The organism is Malikia spinosa (genome assembly GCF_002980625.1).
GTDB classification, from domain to species: Bacteria; Pseudomonadota; Gammaproteobacteria; order Burkholderiales; family Burkholderiaceae_C; genus Malikia; species Malikia spinosa.
Genome location: NZ_PVLR01000049.1, coordinates 1 through 15,737, shown reverse-complemented (window position 1 = coordinate 15,737; position 15,737 = coordinate 1). Strand labels below are relative to the sequence as shown.

Sequence of the window (15,737 nt, the reverse complement as noted above, 5' to 3'; positions counted from 1 at the left end):
GCTACTTTTGTCTTAAGAGCGCACCTAAAGCGTGTGCTGCTTTGTCACGTCATCTGAACGCAGAAAAAAGTTTTTGCGTGAGTGGCTGTTGCAGTATAACAAATTTCGGTATATCGTACTTCTATCCAAGAGTGCAAAAACTGCATCTCAGAACAGGACATACGTCGTGACAGACCATAGTCAAGAGTACAACACTGTTAGAGATAGGGCAAAGAAGAAGCTCGAACGCGACATGGGGCCAGAACTGCTTGCAGCTCTGAATGACCCCAAGACCGTCGAGATCATGCTCAACGCAGACGGCAAGCTCTGGCATGAACGCCTGGGCGAACCGATGACTTGCATCGGCACACTGCGCGTCGCGCAGGCGCAAGCCATCATCGAAACCATCGCGGGATACCACGGCAAGGAAGTCACGCGCTCCAAGCCGATCCTCGAAGGCGAGTTGCCGCTTGATGGCAGCCGCTTCGCCGGCCAGCTACCGCCGGTTGTGCCAGCACCCACCTTCGCCATTCGCAAGAAGGCCGTCGCCATCTTCACGCTCGATCAGTACGTCGAGCGAGGAATCATGACCGTGCAGCAGCGCGAGGCCTTGATTGCAGCGGTGCGCGCGCACCGAAACATCCTCGTCATTGGTGGCACCGGCTCGGGAAAGACGACTTTGGTCAACGCCATCATCCACGAGATGGTCCAGCTGAACCCGGGTGAACGGGTCTTCATCATCGAGGACACCGGCGAAATCCAGTGCACCGCCGAGAACTACGTCCAGTACCACACCAGCCTCGACGTGAACATGACGGCGCTGCTGAAAACCACCCTGCGCATGCGCCCCGACCGAATCCTGGTCGGTGAGGTTCGCGGTCCCGAAGCCCTTGATCTGTTGATGGCCTGGAACACCGGGCATGAAGGAGGTGCTGCAACCTTGCACGCCAACAACGCCAGAGCTGGATTGGATCGGCTCGCCATGCTCATCAGCATGCACCCCGATTACCCGAAACCCATTGAACCGCTTATCGGCGAGGCGGTTCACGTGGTTGTTCATATCGCCCGCGTCGAAGGGTCGCGACGCATCCAGGAAATCTTGGAGGTTTCCGGTTACGCCAACGGCCAGTACATCACCAAAACCCTCTGACTAGGAGTCAAGAATCATGAAAGCAACCCTGCCGGCGTTCAGCCTCAACCGCAAAGCCCTGGTCTACACGGGCTTCTTCGTCCTCTTGGTGCTCTTCCTGCTGGCCCCCCAGCACGCATTCGCCTCCGAGGGCACCGGCGGTTCTCTGCCGTATGAGAGCTGGCTGACCAACCTCCGCAACTCTGTCACCGGCCCGGTGGCCTTCGCGCTGTCGATCATCGGCATCGTGGTCGCTGGCGGCATCCTGATCTTCGGCGGCGAACTCAACGGCTTCTTCCGCACGTTGATCTTCATCGTGCTGGTCATGGCCCTGCTGGTCGGTGCGCAGAACATGATGGGCACGTTCTTCGGCCGTGGCGCGGAAATCGCTGACCTGACCGATGGTGTGTTGCACCAGACCAAGGTCGCCGCGCTGGACATGGCCGGCTTCCCCGGCGAAGCCGTCATGCGCTGGGCCGAGGGCGGCCACATCGCGGGGTAAGTCATGGCTCTGCGCGCGATCCCCATCCGTAGGGCCGGCAACCGAGCAAACCTGTTCATGGGCGGCGATCGTGAGCTGGTGATGTTCTCGGGCCTGCTGGCCGGCGCGCTGATTTTCAGCGCCCAAGAAGTCAGGGCAACGGTGTTCGGCATCGCCTTGTGGTTCGGCGCTCTCTTCGCGCTGCGCCTCATGGCAAAGGCCGACCCGAAGCTGCGCCACGTGTACCTGCGGCACCGCCGGTACAAGCCGTACTACCCGGCTCGCAGCACGCCCTTCCGTGACAACACGCCGAGTCAAGGGAGGCAATACCAATGATTGAAGCAATCGCCATCGCCATTGCTGTGCTCGGTGCGGTCCTGTTGTTCATGCTCTATGCACGCATTCGTTCCGTCGATGCCGAGCTGAAGCTCAAGAGGCATCGCGCCAAGGATGCCGGCTTGGCCGATCTGCTCAATTACGCCGCTGTGGTCGATGACGGCGTGATCGTGGGCAAGAACGGCTCATTCATGGCGGCCTGGCTATACAAGGGGGATGACAACGCCAGCAGCACCGAGGAACAAAGGGAAATGGTGTCGTTCCGCATCAACCAGGCCCTAGCGGGCCTGGGGAACGGTTGGATGGTGCACGTCGATGCTGTGCGTAGGCCTGCGCCCAACTACTCGGAGCGGGGCGCGTCGTCGTTCACCGATTCCGTGTCACTTGCCATTGACGAGGAACGCCGGCGCTTGTTCGAGGGCCTGGGCACGATGTTCGAGGGCTACTTTGTCCTGACCGTCACGTGGTTTCCGCCGATGCTGGCCCAGCGCAAGTTTGTCGAACTGATGTTCGATGACGATGCAGTCGCCCCTGACCATACGTCCCGGACGATGGGACTCATCCAGCAATTCAAGCGCGAGATCACCAGCTTGGAATCGCGCCTGTCCTCGGCGGTCAAGACGATGCGCCTGCTCGGCCAAAAGGTGATGTCGGAAGAGGGCAGGGAAGTCACGCACGATGACTTCCTGAGCTGGTTGCAGTTCTGCGTGACAGGCCTCCATCACCCGGTCATGCTGCCCAGCAATCCGATGTACCTCGATGCGGTCATCGGCGGGCAGGAGCTGTGGGGCGGTGTCGTGCCCAAGATCGGGCGCAAGTTCATTCAAGTGGTTGCCATCGAAGGTTTCCCCTTGGAGTCCACTCCTGGGATTCTCTCGGCCCTGGCAGAGTTGCCCTGCGAATACCGCTGGTCAAGCCGCTTCATCTTCATGGACCAGCACGAGTCCTTGAGGCACCTGGACAAGTTCCGCAAGAAGTGGAAACAGAAGATTCGCGGCTTCTTCGACCAGGTGTTCAACACGAATACCGGCTCCATCAACCAGGACGCGGCGGTAATGGTCGGCGATGCCGAGGCGGCCATTGCCGAGGTCAACAGCGGTTTGGTGGCGGCCGGCTACTACACCAGCGTGGTCGTGCTGATGGGCGAGGATCGGGAGCGCCTCGCAGCCGCCGCGCTCCAAGTCGAGAAGGCAATCAACCGCTTGGCTTTCGCGGCACGCATCGAAACGATCAACACGCTCGATGCGTACCTGGGCAGCCTGCCGGGCCACGGCGTCGAGAACGTGCGCCGGCCGCTCATCAACACGATGAACCTGGCGGACCTGCTGCCGACAAGCTCCATCTGGACGGGTAGTGCCACGGCTCCGTGCCCGATGTACCCGCCCCTGTCGCCAGCACTCATGCACTGCGTGACGGTCGGCGCCACTCCGTTCCGTCTGAACCTGCACGTGCGCGACCTGGGGCACACCTTCATGTTTGGCCCAACCGGCGCGGGCAAATCGACACACCTGGGCATCATCGCGGCGCAACTCCGTCGCTACAGCGGCATGTCGATCTACGCCTTCGACAAGGGCATGTCGATGTACCCGCTCGCGGCCGGCATTCGTGCGACCACGAAGGGCAAGAGCGGCTTGCACTTCACGGTGGCCGCAGACGATGACCGCCTGGCCTTCTGCCCGCTCCAGTTCCTGGAAACGAAGGGGGATCGGGCCTGGGCGATGGAGTGGATCGACACCATCCTGGCGTTGAACGGCCTGAACACCACGCCAGCCCAGCGCAACGACATTGGAACCGCAATCGTGAGCATGAAGGAGAGCGGCGCACGCACGCTGTCCGAGTTCTCGGTAACGGTTCAGGACGAGTCGATCCGGGAGGCGATCAAGCAGTACACGGTGGACGGCTCGATGGGCCATCTGCTTGATGCCGAAGAGGACGGTTTGTTGCTGTCCGACTTCACCATATTCGAGATCGAAGAGCTGATGAACCTGGGCGAGAAATTTGCGCTCCCGGTCCTGCTCTACCTGTTCCGCCGCATCGAGCGCGCGCTGCAAGGCCAGCCCGCCGTCATCATCCTGGACGAGGCCTGGTTGATGCTCGGCCATCCTGCGTTCCGGGCCAAGATCAGGGAATGGCTCAAGGTGCTGCGCAAGGCCAACTGCCTGGTGCTGATGGCAACGCAAAGCCTTTCCGACGCAGCCAACTCGGGCATCTTGGACGTGATCATGGAATCGACCGCGACCAAGATTTTCCTGCCGAACATCTACGCCCGCGACGACGATACAGCGGCGCTCTATCGCCGCATGGGGCTCAACGCCCGCCAGATCGAAATCCTGGCGACCGCCCTTCCGAAGCGTCAGTACTACTACGTCTCGGAGAGTGGGCGCCGTCTCTATGACCTTGCCCTGGGGCCTCTGGCCCTGGCCTTCGTCGGCGCGGCCGACAAGGAATCGGTCGCCAACATCAAGAGCCTCGAAGCCAAGTTCGGCCATGAATGGGTGCATGAGTGGCTGGCCGGCCGTGGGCTGAATCTCAACGACTACCTGGAGGCAGCATGAGCATCGGTGACACCTTCAAGGGCTGGATCTTCAAGAAGCCAGCCACCTGTGAGCCAAGCGATCCGCGCCGCTCGAATGACTCAATCGCCGGTGGCCGCCGCGCGGGTGAGGCCGAGAACCCCTACCTGGCCGCGCGCCGCACGTGGAATGAGCACCTGGGCGCGGTCGTGTCGCAGCGGCAGAACTGGCAGGTGATTGGCATCCTGTCGCTGTTGATCGCGCTGGCCAGCGTCGGCGGCGTGATCCACATCGGCAGCCAGTCGAAGTACATCCCATACGTGGTTCAGGTCGACAAGCTGGGCCAGACCGTGGCCGCCGGTCCGGTGCAGGCGACAGGGAAAACCGATCCGCGCGTCATCCATGCTGCCATTGCGGACTGGATAGGCTGCGCGCGCATGGTGTCGCCTGACGTGGCCATGCAGCGCAAGTGCGTGTTCAAGGCGTACTCGATGCTCGCCCCCAACGATCCGGCAACGCCAAAGATGAATGAGTGGCTGAACGGCACGCCTGACTCCAGCCCGTTCAAGCGCGCCGAGAAGGAAATGGTCAGCGTCGAGATCAAGACCGTCATCCCGCAGACGCCCGACACCTGGCAAGTCGAGTGGGTGGAAACCACCCGCGACCGGCAAGGCTCGCCGAAAAGCCAACCCGTCACGTGGCGCGCGCTAGTGACGACCTATATCGCCGAGGTCACGCCCAGCACCACCGATGAGCAACTGCGAAACAACCCGTTGAGCATCTTCGTGCGTGATTACTCCTGGTCCCGCGTTCAATGATTTCGAGGTCATCCACCATGACAAAAACACTCTTCGCTGTGATCCTGGGCGCTGCTGTGGCGGTGCCCTCCTTGGCACTGGCCGCCCCTGGCGACGACATTGCCGACAAGTATTTCAACAAGACCAACCCTAAGCTGACCGCTCAAGAGCGTGCGGCGCTCGCCATCGCCAAGAGGTGGGAAGCAGGGTCGGCGACCGGCATCCAGCCGGTGGCTGGCTCGGGCGGTGCCATCAAGTTCGTGTATGGCGTGCAGCAGCCCAGCATCGTGTGCGCTGTGCTCCAGGTGTGCGACGTGGCCTTGCAGGCCGGCGAACAGGTGAACTCGATCAACCTGGGCGACACGGCTAGGTGGACGGTGGAGCCGGCCATCACTGGCAGCGGCGCGACCGAGATCCAGCACCTCATCATCAAGCCGATGGACGTGGGCCTCGAAACCAGTCTGGTCGTGACTACGAACCGGCGCAGCTACCACTTTCGCCTGCGCTCGCATCGCACCGAGTACATGCCGCAAGTCTCTTTCACCTACCCGGAGGATGCCCAAGTCAAATGGGATGCGATCCAGCGCCGCGAAAAGCAGGAGCGCACCGACAACACATTGCCGGCGACCGGCGAGTACCTGGGCGATCTGACGTTCGACTATGACCTGTCCGGCTCGGCGAGCTGGAAGCCGGTGCGTGTCTACAACGATGGGCGCAAGACCATCATCGAAATGCCCGGCGCCATGCAGCAGACCGAAGCGCCGACGCTGCTGGTCGTGCGCAAAGAAGGCGGAATGTTTACAGACGACGAAACCGTGCTGGTCAATTACCGTGTGCATGGCAATCGCTACATCGTGGACACGGTGTTTGACCGCGCAATCCTGATTTCCGGTGTCGGCAGCAGCCAAGACCGCGTGACCATCGTTCGGAGGAAGTGATCATGCGCAAGATGGCTTCCCTCGCGTTGCTCGCGCTGGCATTGGGCGGTTGCGCCACCACCAGCCAGTCCCCGTACGGCAATTTCGTCCAGTCGGCCGCGCTCGATCAGCAGAAGCTCGCCGCCGACGCCGTGCAGCAGCTCGCCACGCTCTACGTGCCGGCACGCACGCGCTTGGAGCTGCAACAGCCGACGCCCGATCCGTTCGGCCAGGCCCTGGTCAAGACGCTGCGGGACAAGGGCTATGCCCTCCTGGAGTTCACCCCGGCCGGCGCTCCAGCGCAGGCCTCGGCTTCGGCCACGAGCCAGCCAAGCCCAGCAGCAACTCCGGCCGTGCCGGGGGGGCTGTCGCTGCGCTACGTGCTCGATCAGGCCGGCGACTCTAACCTGTACCGACTGACGATCATGGTCGGCAGCCAATCCATCACCCGCGCGTACCTGGCGCAAAACGGCGTGTTCGCGCCGGCCGGGTCTTGGGTTCGCAAGGAGTAACGCCATGACAGAGACAGCCGATCCGATGGCTCCCGACGCTTCCCCCGGCGCGGTGAAGTCGGGCGTTCGCCGCGTGAACAACATGCCGATGTACATCCTCGGCGGCGTCATGCTCGCGTTCCTGCTGGTGATGGCCTTGGTTGCGGCAGACCGCTCCGCGAAGCAGAACGCGCCGGCCGAAGGGCAGAAAGAGAATGCCGGCAACACGTCGATGTTCGCCAAGGAGATCGCTGGCGACAAGACCAGCGGCTTGATCGAGCCGGCCCGTCCGCCAGTCGTGCCCGACATGCCGACCGGCCCCGGCTCTGGCCCGTTGCAGGTCGCTCGGCCTGAGAACCCGGACCTACCGCCATCACCTCCAATGCGCCCCGGCAATCCGGGCCAGCCAGGAAACGACGATGAAGGCCAGCGCATCCGCATGGCGAAGATGCAGATGTTCGATGAGGCGGTGAAAGCCAAGACCACCGTCCGCGTGGACGCGGCCCGCAGCAGGGGATCAGCGCCGGGCGGCCCGACCGGCGACGCCGGCACTCCGCAGACGCGCGAGGAAATGTTGAACCGCATTGCCGCCGTGCAGCAGCAGATCAACGCGCAGCGAAGCACCGACCCGACTGCCGCCTATCAAGAGCGCCTGGCGCAGATTCGCGGGCAAGTCGGCGCCGCGCCGACTGGCGGCGTGGGTGGCGGCAGTGGTGCGCAGCAGCTCATGGCAACGGCGTCGGCGGGAGGTCGCAACAGCTACTCGCAGTTCGGCGCGAATGGTCAAACTGACCGATGGAAGCTCGATTCGCAGCCGCAGGCTCCACGCTCGCCGTATGAGCTTCGCGCTGGCTTCGTGGTCCCCGCCACGCTGATTTCCGGCATCAACTCGGAGCTGCCGGGCCAAATCATGGCCCAGGTGTCGCAGGACGTGTTTGATACGCCGACCGGAAAATGGAAGCTGATTCCACAAGGCTCTCGCCTGGTGGGTCAGTATTCGAGCGAGGTGGCATACGGTCAGTCGCGCGTGCTGGTCGCATGGCAGCGCATCGTGTTCCCGGACGGCAAGGCAATGGACATCGGGTCCATGCCTGGCGCGGACAGCGCCGGGTACTCGGGCTTCAACGACAAGGTGGACAACCACTACTTCCGCATCTTCGGATCGGCCCTGCTCATGTCCGCCATCACGGCTGGCGTGACCATCAGCCAGAACTGCGACGACACCAGCTCGGGCACTGGCACATCGGGCAAGTGTGCGATGACGGAAGCCCTGGGGCAGCAGCTCGGCATGGCTACTGCCGCACTTATCGCAAAGAACCTGAACATTGCGCCGACCCTGGAAATCAGACCGGGTTATCGCTTCAACGTCATCGCCACCAAAGATCTGACGTTTTCCAAGCCGTACCGTTCGTTTGACTACTAACGCCAAAGGGGGAGGCCATCATGAAGCAGAAATTTTTAGCTGCTAAATTAGTCCTCGTCGTTGCTCTTTCGAGCGCGCTGTCGGTCACGCACGCGCAGGCTGGTATTCCCGTCATCGACGGCACCAACCTGGCGCAAAACGTCATGACCGCCGTTGAGTCGGTGGCCCAGACCCTCAAGCAGATCGAGCAATACCGGACCCAGTTGCAGCAGTACGAAAACATGCTGCAAAACACCGCTGCACCAACGGCCTATATCTGGGATCAGGCGCAATCGACCATCAACGGGTTGATGAACGCGACCAACACGCTGAACTACTACAAGAATCAGCTCGGTGGCATTGACAACTACCTCGGCAAGTTCCAGGACGTTGCCTACTACCGTGGCTCGCCGTGCTTCTCGAACACGGGGTGCAGCCCTGCGATGCGCGCCGCCATGTTACAAAACCGGACGCTGGCGGCCGAGTCGCAGAAGAAGGCCAACGATGCCTTGTTCCGTGGCCTCGATCAGCAGCAAAACAACCTGACCGCCGACGCGGCCACGTTGCAGCGGCTCCAGTCGGGCGCGCAAGGCGCGACCGGGCAGATGCAGGCCATCGGCTACGCCAACCAGCTCGCCAGCCAGCAGGCCAATCAGCTCTTGCAGATTCGCGGCCTGTTGATCGCGCAGCAGAACGCGGTGGCGACCAAGATGCAGGCCGATGCCGACAAGGAAGCCCAGCAGGCGGCAGCGGCCGCACAACTGCGCCAGGGCAGCTACCGGACCAGCCCGGAACGCACCTGGTAAGGAGAATTCATGAAAACAATCAAAGCTCTGTCCTTGGCCTCGGCCGCCCTCGTGGTGGCCTTGGTCGCCGGCTGCGACAACAAGCCGGCCACGGCCCCCATGCCGGAAGTGAACGACGAGAACTGCAAGCACGAGAACATCGCCAAGATCGAGGACAAGGGCGTCCAACAGGCTTTCTCGTCGCGGTGCTTGCGTCGCGGTGGTGAGTTCAAGCCCAGCCCGAAGCGCGAATGGTGAGGTGCTGACGATGAGAACGCCAGCCAATCTAAAGACCCTCGCCCTGCCACTGTTCGTCTGGCTGGCGTTCTTTGCGGTCGATGCCCACGCGGCCATCGACAACGCCGGCGTGTTCGATAGCGTGCTGGATCGCTACCAGGCCGCCGCAAGCGGCTGGGCAGGTGTCATCACCATGGCCGCATCCAGACTCTTCTGGACGCTGGTTGTGATCTCGATGGTATGGACGTTCGGCATGATGGCCTTGCGCAAGGCCGACATTGGCGAGTTCTTCGCGGAGTTCGTCCGCTTCACGATCTTTACCGGCTTCTTCTGGTGGGCGCTGACCAACGGGCCTAACTTCGCCTCGTCCATCTATGCATCGCTGCGGCAGCTCGCCGGCAACGCGACGGGCCTGGGCAATGCGCTGTCGCCCTCGGGCATCGTAGACATTGGCTTTGCACTTTTCGACAAGGTGATGGATGAGTCCTCGTTGTGGTCGCCGGTAGATAGCATGACCGGCATCCTCATGGCCGTGGCGATCCTGGTCATCCTGGCACTGGTCGGCGTGAACATGCTTCTACTGCTCACGTCGGGCTGGGTGCTCGCCTACGGCGGCGTGTTCTTCCTCGGCTTCGGTGGTTCGCGTTGGACTTCCGACATGGCGATCAACTACTACAAGGTCGTCCTGGGCGTCGCCGCGCAGCTCTTCGCAATGATGCTCCTGGTGGGCATCGGCAAGACCTTCCTTGATGACTACTACGCGCGCATGAACGCTGGCATCAGCCTCAAGGAAATGGGCGTGATGCTGATCGTCGTCATCATCCTCCTGGCGTTGACCAACAAGATTCCGTCGCTCATCGCCGGGATCATCACCGGCGCGAGCGTGGGCGGTGCCGGCATCGGTCAGTTCGGTGCAGGCGCTGCGCTGGGTGCCGCAGGCATGGCGGCAGCAGCGGCCGCCACCGGCGGCGCAGCTCTGGCCGCCGGCGCGGCCTCGGCCGCCGGCGGTGCCTCTGCTGTCATGGCCGCCTTCTCGAAGGCCAATGAAAACGTGTCGGTAGGCACGGACGTTATGTCAGCCTTCTCAGGCGGCGGCCGCTCGGTCGGTGGTTTGGGTGGTGGGGGCAGCCATGCTTGCACCGGCGGTACGCCCTTCGCACAGGCTGCGGGCTTTAGCGGCAGCTCCGGCGGCGGCTCGTCGTTGGGTGGCAGCAGCACCTCGGCCGGCAACAGCTCGGGCAGCTCGAAGGGTGGCGACAAGGCCGGCGCCGGTGGCCAGGGTAGCAGCTCGACGGCAAGTACCGGTAACGGTGCCGACAAGGCAGCCAAGAACGAACCCAAGCCCGCTGACGGGGCAGGGAAGGAGCAGCAGGGCGGCCAGCAGGACGCGCCGGGCAGCACCGGCCCCGGCCTGCTGGCATCGGCCGCGTCGGCCCTCGGCACGGCCGGCCGCATCGCGGCCGACGCCGGCGCGAACTTGGCAAAGGGCACCGCCGAGGTTGCCAAGGGCAAGGCGGTGAGCCTGCGCGAAGCGGCTGCCGAGCGTATCGCCGACACCGTTGGCGGAAAGATCGCCGCTGCGATCAGGGAGCAAGGCAACAGCTCGGCCGACACGGTCGCAGATGCGCCGACGCAGCCCGCTCCGACCTTCAGCAACAACAGCCTGGCAGCAGATTCATCTGATGCCGATCTCAAGTCTGAAGTGGCCGCGTTCGCTAACCGAAATCAAGGCCGCAACGGCACAACCGCGTAATCATGAGAGTCAAAGATGAAGAAGAAATTCTTTGCCCTGACCGCCCTGTTGGCGGTCCTCGGATCGACCACTACGCCGGCCAGCGCGCAAGACGTGCTGACTGGCGACACGCGGCTGGCCTGCGAGGCGATCCTGTGCCTGTCAACGGGCACCCAGCCCAGCGAATGCGCGCCCTCGCTGCGGCGCTATTTCAGCATTTCACACCGCCGGTTTTCGGACACGATCAGGGGCCGCGTTAACTTCCTCAAGCTGTGCCCGGTGGCAAACCAGACGCCGCAGATGCAGGCGCTGGTCAATGCGCAAGCCAACGGTGCCGGCCGGTGCGATGCGCAGTCACTCAACGCCACGATGACGATGTGGCGCGGCTATGACGATGGGGCCACCTACATCAGCAACCAGATGCCCGACTACTGCGCGGCCTACATGGGCCACGCCTACGTTGACTTCAACGGTACGGTTCCCCGCTATATCGGGACGCCAGAGCGGGGCGGGTATTGGGCCGAAGGGCGCGACTATGACCGCGCCTTGGCCGAGTACAACGAACGCATCCGGCGCGAGGACGAGGAACGCCGTCGCCAGTCCTGGATGAATTGAGGGAGCGGCGGGCATGTCTTTCTTCGCCGATCTACCTCCGCAACTCCAGGAGCGCGTCGTCTGCTCGATCTCAGCCGCTGTCAAGTACGAGGTGCCGGTCAACATCGTGTTGGCCATCGCCGAGAAAGAGGGCGGCAAGCCGGGCCAGTGGGTGCGCAACTCAAATGGCACGCATGACGTTGGCCCGATGCAGTTCAACACCGCGTACCTGGGCGACCTGACCCGCTACGGCATCACTGCGAACGATGTGGCGGCTGCCGGCTGCTACTCGTTCGACCTGGCCGCCTGGCGGCTGCGGATGCACATCCGCAACGACAAGGGTGACCTCTGGACGAAGGCGGCGAATTACCACTCGCGCACGAAGCAGTACAACGCGGTGTACCGGGCCGACTTGATGCGCAAGGCGTCGAAGTGGGCCGATTGGCTCGAAGCCCGGTTCGTCACACTCGACGTGATGAAGGCCGGGGCCACGCCCTCGATACCCAGCCAGCCCACGCCTGCAGCCAAGACGGCCCAGCAGGTCAGGCCGGAACCGGCACCCCAGCAGCAAGCCACCCCGGCGGCGGCTGCTGCTCGCAGCGTAACGATGGCGAGCTACATACCCCGCACGGTGTCTTTCAGGATGAACACTCAAGAGGAAACGAAATAAGCAACAAAAGCCTGAATTTCGAACGTGACACTGAACAGCGCGATCCTTGCGGCGCTTGCCAAACTCTGAACTCCGGTAGTGGGGGGTGTCACCACCACCTTCAAGGCCCTCGTGAGGGCCTTTTTCACGTCTACTTGCGATCGAAGCAGGTGCTGCTGTCATCGGAACTTCTACAGACAATAGGTATCGTATAAGATACCTCGATGGAGCTGCGAATCTACACTGAGGCCACCGGCAAGATGCCGTTCAACGAGTGGCTGGCCGACCTGAAGGACGCGAAGGCGAGAGCCATCATCCGGGCGCGGCTGCTCAAGGTGCAGATGGGCAACTTTGGCGACTGCAAGCCGCTGCGCGATGGAGTGCAGGAGCTGCGAATCGACTACGGGCCAGGCTACCGGGCCTACCTGAGCCGGCAAGGCCCTGTCCTGGTGCTGCTGCTGGCCGGCAGCGACAAGGGCGGGCAGGACCGCACCATCAAGCAGGCCATCGACTACCTGAACGACTGGAAGCAAAGGGGAAGACCATGAACGCACCGCGAGACACCAGCTACGACGACAGCCTGCTGCAAGCCCTGGCCGATCCGAAGGAGGCCGCTGCCTACCTCGACGCCGTGATGGAGCTGGAAGACCAAGAGGCTCTGATGCTCGCGCTGCGCCAGGTCGCCAAGGCTCACGGCATGGCCGAGGTGACGCGCCGGGCCGAGGTGGGCGACAAGACTCTGTTCCGCGTCCTCAGCGACAAGGGCAACCCGACCATCGGTACGCTGAACAAGGTGCTTCACGCGCTGGGCCTGCGCCTGAGCGTTGAGCCGCTGCCAGCCTGATCGATCACCCCAGACTCAGACCCGAACTGTGTGCTTACTGGGCGGCATCAGGGATGATTGAGAGTCTGAGCCCATCGCTGAACTGTTGAGTACGGCTTTGTTGCATATCTCAAAATGCCAAACGAAGTTGTCAGCGTGCTGCGGTAAGCTTCTGCGATGAGTGACCGTGTCAGGCCAGAGCCCGCCAAGTACAAGACGACCAACTGGAGGCGCTACAACCAGGCCTTGAAGGCGCGCGGCGCCCTCATGATCTGGCTGGATCGCGACCTGCAGTGGTCAGGGCTGGCCAGTGGCAAGCGTGGTCGCCCGTCGTTGTTCTCGGACGCCGCGATCCAGTTCTGCCTGACCATCAAGGCCTTGTTCGGTCTGGCACTGCGCCAAGCCATGGGCATGGTCGAAAGCCTGCTCAAGCTCGCCGGCCTGTCATGGCCGGTGCCCGACTACAGCACGGTCTGCCGGCGCCAGAAGACGCTCAAGGTTCGGATCCCGTATCGGCCAGCCGCACAGGGGCTGCACCTGCTGGTCGATAGCACCGGCCTGAAGATGATGGGCGAAGGCGAATGGAAGAGAAAGAAGCACGGCGCAGAGTACCGGCGCCAGTGGCGCAAGCTGCACATCGGTATCGACGCGCAGATGCTGGAGATCCGGGCGATCGAGGTCACGCCCAACTCGGTAGGCGACGCACCGGTGCTGCCCAGTCTGCTCGGGCAGATCGACCCGCACGAAGCGCTGCTGTCGGTCAGCGGCGACGGCGCCTACGACACCAAGGCGTGTCACGAGGCGATTGCACTGCGTGCGGCTCAGGCGATCATTCCGGTACGAAAGAACGCCAGGAGAACCTGGAAGGAAAACCGCCCTGGAGCCCGCGCCCGCAACGAGATCTTGCGCGCGACGCAGCGACTGGGGCGAGATATCTGGAAGCGCTGGAGCGGGTACCACCGGCGTAGCTTGGTCGAGACCAAGATGCGGTGCGTCAAGCTGATGGGCGAGCGGGTTAACGCGCGGGACTTCGATCGTCAGGTTGCGGAGTTGCAGGTGCGTGCCGCCATCCTGAATCGCTTCACGCAACTGGGCACGCCCGTGACGGTGCGCGTGGGGTAAGTCCGCCTGGGGTCAGGGGAAGATCGTCCTTCGCTTGAATTACGCAACAAAGCCGACTCGACCTTGGCCTTGTCCTGCGGATGGCGGGGGCGCGCCGGCAGCACCGAGGTGCCGTAGTGGCTGGCAAAGTCCTGCACCGTGTCGTTGGGCTGTGGCTCGTAGCGGTCAGGGCGCGCGATCATGGCCTTGGGGTTGTCGGGCACGATGAGCTGGGCCACTGCCGACGCTGATCGTGATGCTGCCCGCATGGATGCCGCCCATGCACGCGAGGAAGCAGCCAAGCTGCGCGGCCAGCTCGAAGCCACTCAAGTGCAAGCCACCGAACTGCTGCGCGTTATCGGACAGAAAGAAGCCAGTGCGAGGCCGACACCGGCCAAGAGGGCACCGTCGCAGAAAACGGAAAATAAAGCTAGTGTCGTCTTCTAAACAAGCCGTGTCAGCAGTCCTATGCACGAGCCGCCCCAAGTCACCTGCCCGATGCCGCCTTGTCCGGAAAACGATCCTTAGCCGGCCAACCCGGACAGTATCGTTTTCAGAAGACGACTGCACCGATTGCCTGGGCGTAACGGCTGTTGTGCAGACGGCTTCTGACGGCCCAATATCAGTAGTCGCCTGCACCAATATCGCCTATGCTCAGTACTTGTGTGCACCATAGCGAGTTTGGTCATGGCGTCAGATTCACCACCGGTCGCCGAACAAGGTGTAGCAACGCTGCCCGATGCGGCATGGGAATAAGCCCGGCGCAGGGCCGAAGTCATTGGCACGCTGGCGGCCCACGAAACGGTCAGACAAGGCGCTCAACGAAGCCGTCGCCGAGGCGCGACACAACCCCGAGACGGCCCGCTCGCTGTTCGCGGTGGCTTCATATGGGCGGCGTGACCCCGCCTCCTTGGAGGAGTTGCGTGTCATGTTCGCCAAGGAAGGCATCCCCATGGAATTTTTGTCACTTTATGTTCCTAGCGGACCCTTTGCGTTCCTTAGTCTGAATGACGGGTTAAGTGACAAATTTTGACGCCCGGAGCTTTTCGGTTCACACTGTCACTTAATCGAACGTATATGTGACAGGAAAAGTATGCAAATTGGCTACATGCGGGTATCGAAGGCGGACGGATCACAGTCCACCCATCTGCAGCGCGATACGCTCATCGCCGCCGGCGTGAATCCTGCTCATCTGTACGAGGATCTGGCTTCGGGCCGACGTGATGATCGCCCTGGCTTGGCGGCCTGCCTGAAGGCGCTGCGTGAAGGCGACACGCTGGTCGTATGGAAGCTGGATCGGCTCGGCCGTGACTTGCGCCACCTGGTCAACACGGTGCACGACCTGACTGCGCGTAGCGTGGGATTGAAAGTGCTGACGGGTCACGGTGCGGCAGTTGACACCACGACCGCCGCTGGCAAACTGGTCTTTGGCATCTTTGCTGCACTGGCCGAGTTCGAGCGCGAGTTGATTTCCGAGCGAACGGTCGCCGGACTTGTTTCGGCGCGCGCTCGTGGCAGAAAAGGGGGGCGCCCGTTCAAGATGACAGCAGCCAAGCTGCGCCTGGCGAAGGCCAGCATGGGGCAACCGGAAACCAAGGTCGGCGCTCTCTGCGAAGAACTGGGGATTACCCGGCAGACGCTCTACCGACATGTGTCGCCCCAGGGCGAGCTTCGACCGGACGGCGTCAAGTTGCTCTCCCGTGGTTCAACCACCTAGGTGGCAATGGTATGACTGAGCTACGTGCTAACTCTAAGAACGTGTTCAAAGTCT

The 15,737-nt window shown here is 62.6% G+C and carries 18 protein-coding genes and 2 pseudogenes; 19 read left to right on the top strand and 1 reads right to left on the bottom strand.

Going from position 1 to position 15,737, the window contains the following annotated elements; all coding sequences use genetic code 11:
* Positions 1-166 precede the first annotated feature (166 nt).
* The 16 genes from trbB to C6P61_RS15205 all read left to right on the top strand — a co-directional run bounded on the left by trbB (position 167) and on the right by C6P61_RS15205 (position 13,987).
* Complete coding sequence (gene trbB, locus C6P61_RS15280; protein ID WP_105730792.1) at positions 167-1,129, top strand: P-type conjugative transfer ATPase TrbB; 963 nt, start codon at positions 167-169, stop codon at positions 1,127-1,129.
* A 16-nt stretch (positions 1,130-1,145) separates the two neighbouring features.
* Complete coding sequence (trbC, locus tag C6P61_RS15275) at positions 1,146-1,610, top strand: conjugal transfer system pilin TrbC (RefSeq protein WP_105730791.1); 465 nt, start codon at positions 1,146-1,148, stop codon at positions 1,608-1,610.
* A gap of 3 nt (positions 1,611-1,613) precedes the next feature.
* A complete protein-coding gene (locus tag C6P61_RS15270) occupies positions 1,614-1,925 on the top strand; it encodes a conjugal transfer protein TrbD (RefSeq protein ID WP_105730790.1) in 312 nt (103 codons plus the stop codon).
* The gene (locus tag C6P61_RS15265) at positions 1,922-4,480 is read left to right on the top strand and encodes a VirB4 family type IV secretion/conjugal transfer ATPase (protein WP_105730789.1); all 2,559 of its coding nucleotides are present in this window, start codon (positions 1,922-1,924) and stop codon (positions 4,478-4,480) included. Before C6P61_RS15270 ends, C6P61_RS15265 begins: the two co-directional genes overlap by 4 nt.
* Positions 4,477-5,256: a conjugal transfer protein TrbF gene (locus C6P61_RS15260; RefSeq protein ID WP_105730788.1), complete on the top strand. Its 780-nt coding sequence runs from the start codon at positions 4,477-4,479 to the stop codon at positions 5,254-5,256. The genes C6P61_RS15265 and C6P61_RS15260 overlap by 4 nt, the downstream gene beginning before the upstream one ends.
* Before the next feature lie 17 nt (positions 5,257-5,273).
* Positions 5,274-6,173, top strand: a complete 900-nt coding sequence (trbG, locus tag C6P61_RS15255; protein WP_105730787.1) for a P-type conjugative transfer protein TrbG — start codon at positions 5,274-5,276, stop codon at positions 6,171-6,173.
* 2 nt (positions 6,174-6,175) lie between these two features.
* Positions 6,176-6,664 (top strand): conjugal transfer protein TrbH, encoded by a 489-nt coding sequence (locus C6P61_RS15250; RefSeq protein ID WP_105730786.1) that lies wholly within the window; start codon positions 6,176-6,178, stop codon positions 6,662-6,664.
* Positions 6,665-6,668: 4 nt separating this feature from the next.
* Positions 6,669-8,066, top strand: coding sequence for a TrbI/VirB10 family protein (locus C6P61_RS15245; protein ID WP_105730785.1), 1,398 nt, complete (start codon positions 6,669-6,671; stop codon positions 8,064-8,066).
* Between the two features lie 20 nt (positions 8,067-8,086).
* Positions 8,087-8,851, top strand: a complete 765-nt coding sequence (gene trbJ, locus C6P61_RS15240) for a P-type conjugative transfer protein TrbJ (protein ID WP_105730784.1) — start codon at positions 8,087-8,089, stop codon at positions 8,849-8,851.
* 9 nt (positions 8,852-8,860) lie between these two features.
* The gene (gene trbK, locus C6P61_RS15235) at positions 8,861-9,088 is read left to right on the top strand and encodes an entry exclusion lipoprotein TrbK (protein ID WP_105730783.1); all 228 of its coding nucleotides are present in this window, start codon (positions 8,861-8,863) and stop codon (positions 9,086-9,088) included.
* Between the two features lie 10 nt (positions 9,089-9,098).
* Positions 9,099-10,820 (top strand): P-type conjugative transfer protein TrbL, encoded by a 1,722-nt coding sequence (trbL, locus tag C6P61_RS15230; protein WP_105730822.1) that lies wholly within the window; start codon positions 9,099-9,101, stop codon positions 10,818-10,820.
* A gap of 15 nt (positions 10,821-10,835) precedes the next feature.
* On the top strand, positions 10,836-11,414 hold the full coding sequence (locus C6P61_RS15225; RefSeq protein WP_105730782.1) for a TrbM/KikA/MpfK family conjugal transfer protein: 579 nt from the start codon (positions 10,836-10,838) through the stop codon (positions 11,412-11,414).
* A 13-nt stretch (positions 11,415-11,427) separates the two neighbouring features.
* Entirely contained in the window at positions 11,428-12,063 is a 636-nt protein-coding gene (locus tag C6P61_RS15220) for a transglycosylase SLT domain-containing protein (RefSeq protein ID WP_105730781.1), read from the top strand.
* Between the two features lie 203 nt (positions 12,064-12,266).
* The gene (locus C6P61_RS15215) at positions 12,267-12,590 is read left to right on the top strand and encodes a type II toxin-antitoxin system RelE/ParE family toxin (RefSeq protein ID WP_105730780.1); all 324 of its coding nucleotides are present in this window, start codon (positions 12,267-12,269) and stop codon (positions 12,588-12,590) included.
* The gene (locus tag C6P61_RS15210) at positions 12,587-12,886 is read left to right on the top strand and encodes an addiction module antidote protein (RefSeq protein ID WP_105730779.1); all 300 of its coding nucleotides are present in this window, start codon (positions 12,587-12,589) and stop codon (positions 12,884-12,886) included. The genes C6P61_RS15215 and C6P61_RS15210 overlap by 4 nt, the downstream gene beginning before the upstream one ends.
* Positions 12,887-13,042: 156 nt before the next feature.
* Positions 13,043-13,987 (top strand): IS5 family transposase, encoded by a 945-nt coding sequence (locus tag C6P61_RS15205; RefSeq protein ID WP_105730778.1) that lies wholly within the window; start codon positions 13,043-13,045, stop codon positions 13,985-13,987.
* Positions 13,988-14,031: 44 nt separating this feature from the next.
* Here the strand turns inward: C6P61_RS15205 and C6P61_RS15200 are convergent.
* Positions 14,032-14,199 (bottom strand): annotated as a pseudogene (locus tag C6P61_RS15200) (IS21 family transposase); the annotation flags it as partial.
* Between C6P61_RS15200 and C6P61_RS17770 the strand changes: the two are divergent.
* The 3 genes and pseudogenes from C6P61_RS17770 to C6P61_RS15185 all read left to right on the top strand — a co-directional run bounded on the left by C6P61_RS17770 (position 14,168) and on the right by C6P61_RS15185 (position 15,683).
* The gene (locus C6P61_RS17770) at positions 14,168-14,413 is read left to right on the top strand and encodes a hypothetical protein (protein ID WP_170067403.1); all 246 of its coding nucleotides are present in this window, start codon (positions 14,168-14,170) and stop codon (positions 14,411-14,413) included. The pseudogene C6P61_RS15200 and the gene C6P61_RS17770 overlap by 32 nt on opposite strands.
* 367 nt (positions 14,414-14,780) lie before the next feature.
* Positions 14,781-14,999: pseudogene (locus tag C6P61_RS18220) on the top strand (TniQ family protein); the annotation flags it as partial.
* A gap of 60 nt (positions 15,000-15,059) precedes the next feature.
* A complete protein-coding gene (locus C6P61_RS15185; protein ID WP_105730777.1) occupies positions 15,060-15,683 on the top strand; it encodes a recombinase family protein in 624 nt (207 codons plus the stop codon).
* Positions 15,684-15,737 lie beyond the last annotated feature (54 nt).

Excerpts from the sequence above, each read along its gene's own strand:
- trbC (WP_105730791.1), top strand. The coding sequence starts at position 1,146 with ATGAAAGCAACCCTGCCGGCGTTCAGCCTCAACCGCAAAGCCCTGGTC.
- C6P61_RS15270 (WP_105730790.1), top strand. The coding sequence starts at position 1,614 with ATGGCTCTGCGCGCGATCCCCATCCGTAGGGCCGGCAACCGAGCAAAC.
- C6P61_RS15265 (WP_105730789.1), top strand. The coding sequence starts at position 1,922 with ATGATTGAAGCAATCGCCATCGCCATTGCTGTGCTCGGTGCGGTCCTG.
- C6P61_RS15260 (WP_105730788.1), top strand. The coding sequence starts at position 4,477 with ATGAGCATCGGTGACACCTTCAAGGGCTGGATCTTCAAGAAGCCAGCC.
- trbG (WP_105730787.1), top strand. The coding sequence starts at position 5,274 with ATGACAAAAACACTCTTCGCTGTGATCCTGGGCGCTGCTGTGGCGGTG.
- C6P61_RS15250 (WP_105730786.1), top strand. The coding sequence starts at position 6,176 with ATGCGCAAGATGGCTTCCCTCGCGTTGCTCGCGCTGGCATTGGGCGGT.
- C6P61_RS15245 (WP_105730785.1), top strand. The coding sequence starts at position 6,669 with ATGACAGAGACAGCCGATCCGATGGCTCCCGACGCTTCCCCCGGCGCG.
- trbJ (WP_105730784.1), top strand. The coding sequence starts at position 8,087 with ATGAAGCAGAAATTTTTAGCTGCTAAATTAGTCCTCGTCGTTGCTCTT.
- trbK (WP_105730783.1), top strand. The coding sequence starts at position 8,861 with ATGAAAACAATCAAAGCTCTGTCCTTGGCCTCGGCCGCCCTCGTGGTG.
- trbL (WP_105730822.1), top strand. The coding sequence starts at position 9,099 with ATGAGAACGCCAGCCAATCTAAAGACCCTCGCCCTGCCACTGTTCGTC.
- C6P61_RS15225 (WP_105730782.1), top strand. The coding sequence starts at position 10,836 with ATGAAGAAGAAATTCTTTGCCCTGACCGCCCTGTTGGCGGTCCTCGGA.
- C6P61_RS15220 (WP_105730781.1), top strand. The coding sequence starts at position 11,428 with ATGTCTTTCTTCGCCGATCTACCTCCGCAACTCCAGGAGCGCGTCGTC.
- C6P61_RS15215 (WP_105730780.1), top strand. The coding sequence starts at position 12,267 with ATGGAGCTGCGAATCTACACTGAGGCCACCGGCAAGATGCCGTTCAAC.
- C6P61_RS15210 (WP_105730779.1), top strand. The coding sequence starts at position 12,587 with ATGAACGCACCGCGAGACACCAGCTACGACGACAGCCTGCTGCAAGCC.
- C6P61_RS15205 (WP_105730778.1), top strand. The coding sequence starts at position 13,043 with ATGAGTGACCGTGTCAGGCCAGAGCCCGCCAAGTACAAGACGACCAAC.
- C6P61_RS17770 (WP_170067403.1), top strand. The coding sequence starts at position 14,168 with ATGGCCTTGGGGTTGTCGGGCACGATGAGCTGGGCCACTGCCGACGCT.
- C6P61_RS15185 (WP_105730777.1), top strand. The coding sequence starts at position 15,060 with ATGCAAATTGGCTACATGCGGGTATCGAAGGCGGACGGATCACAGTCC.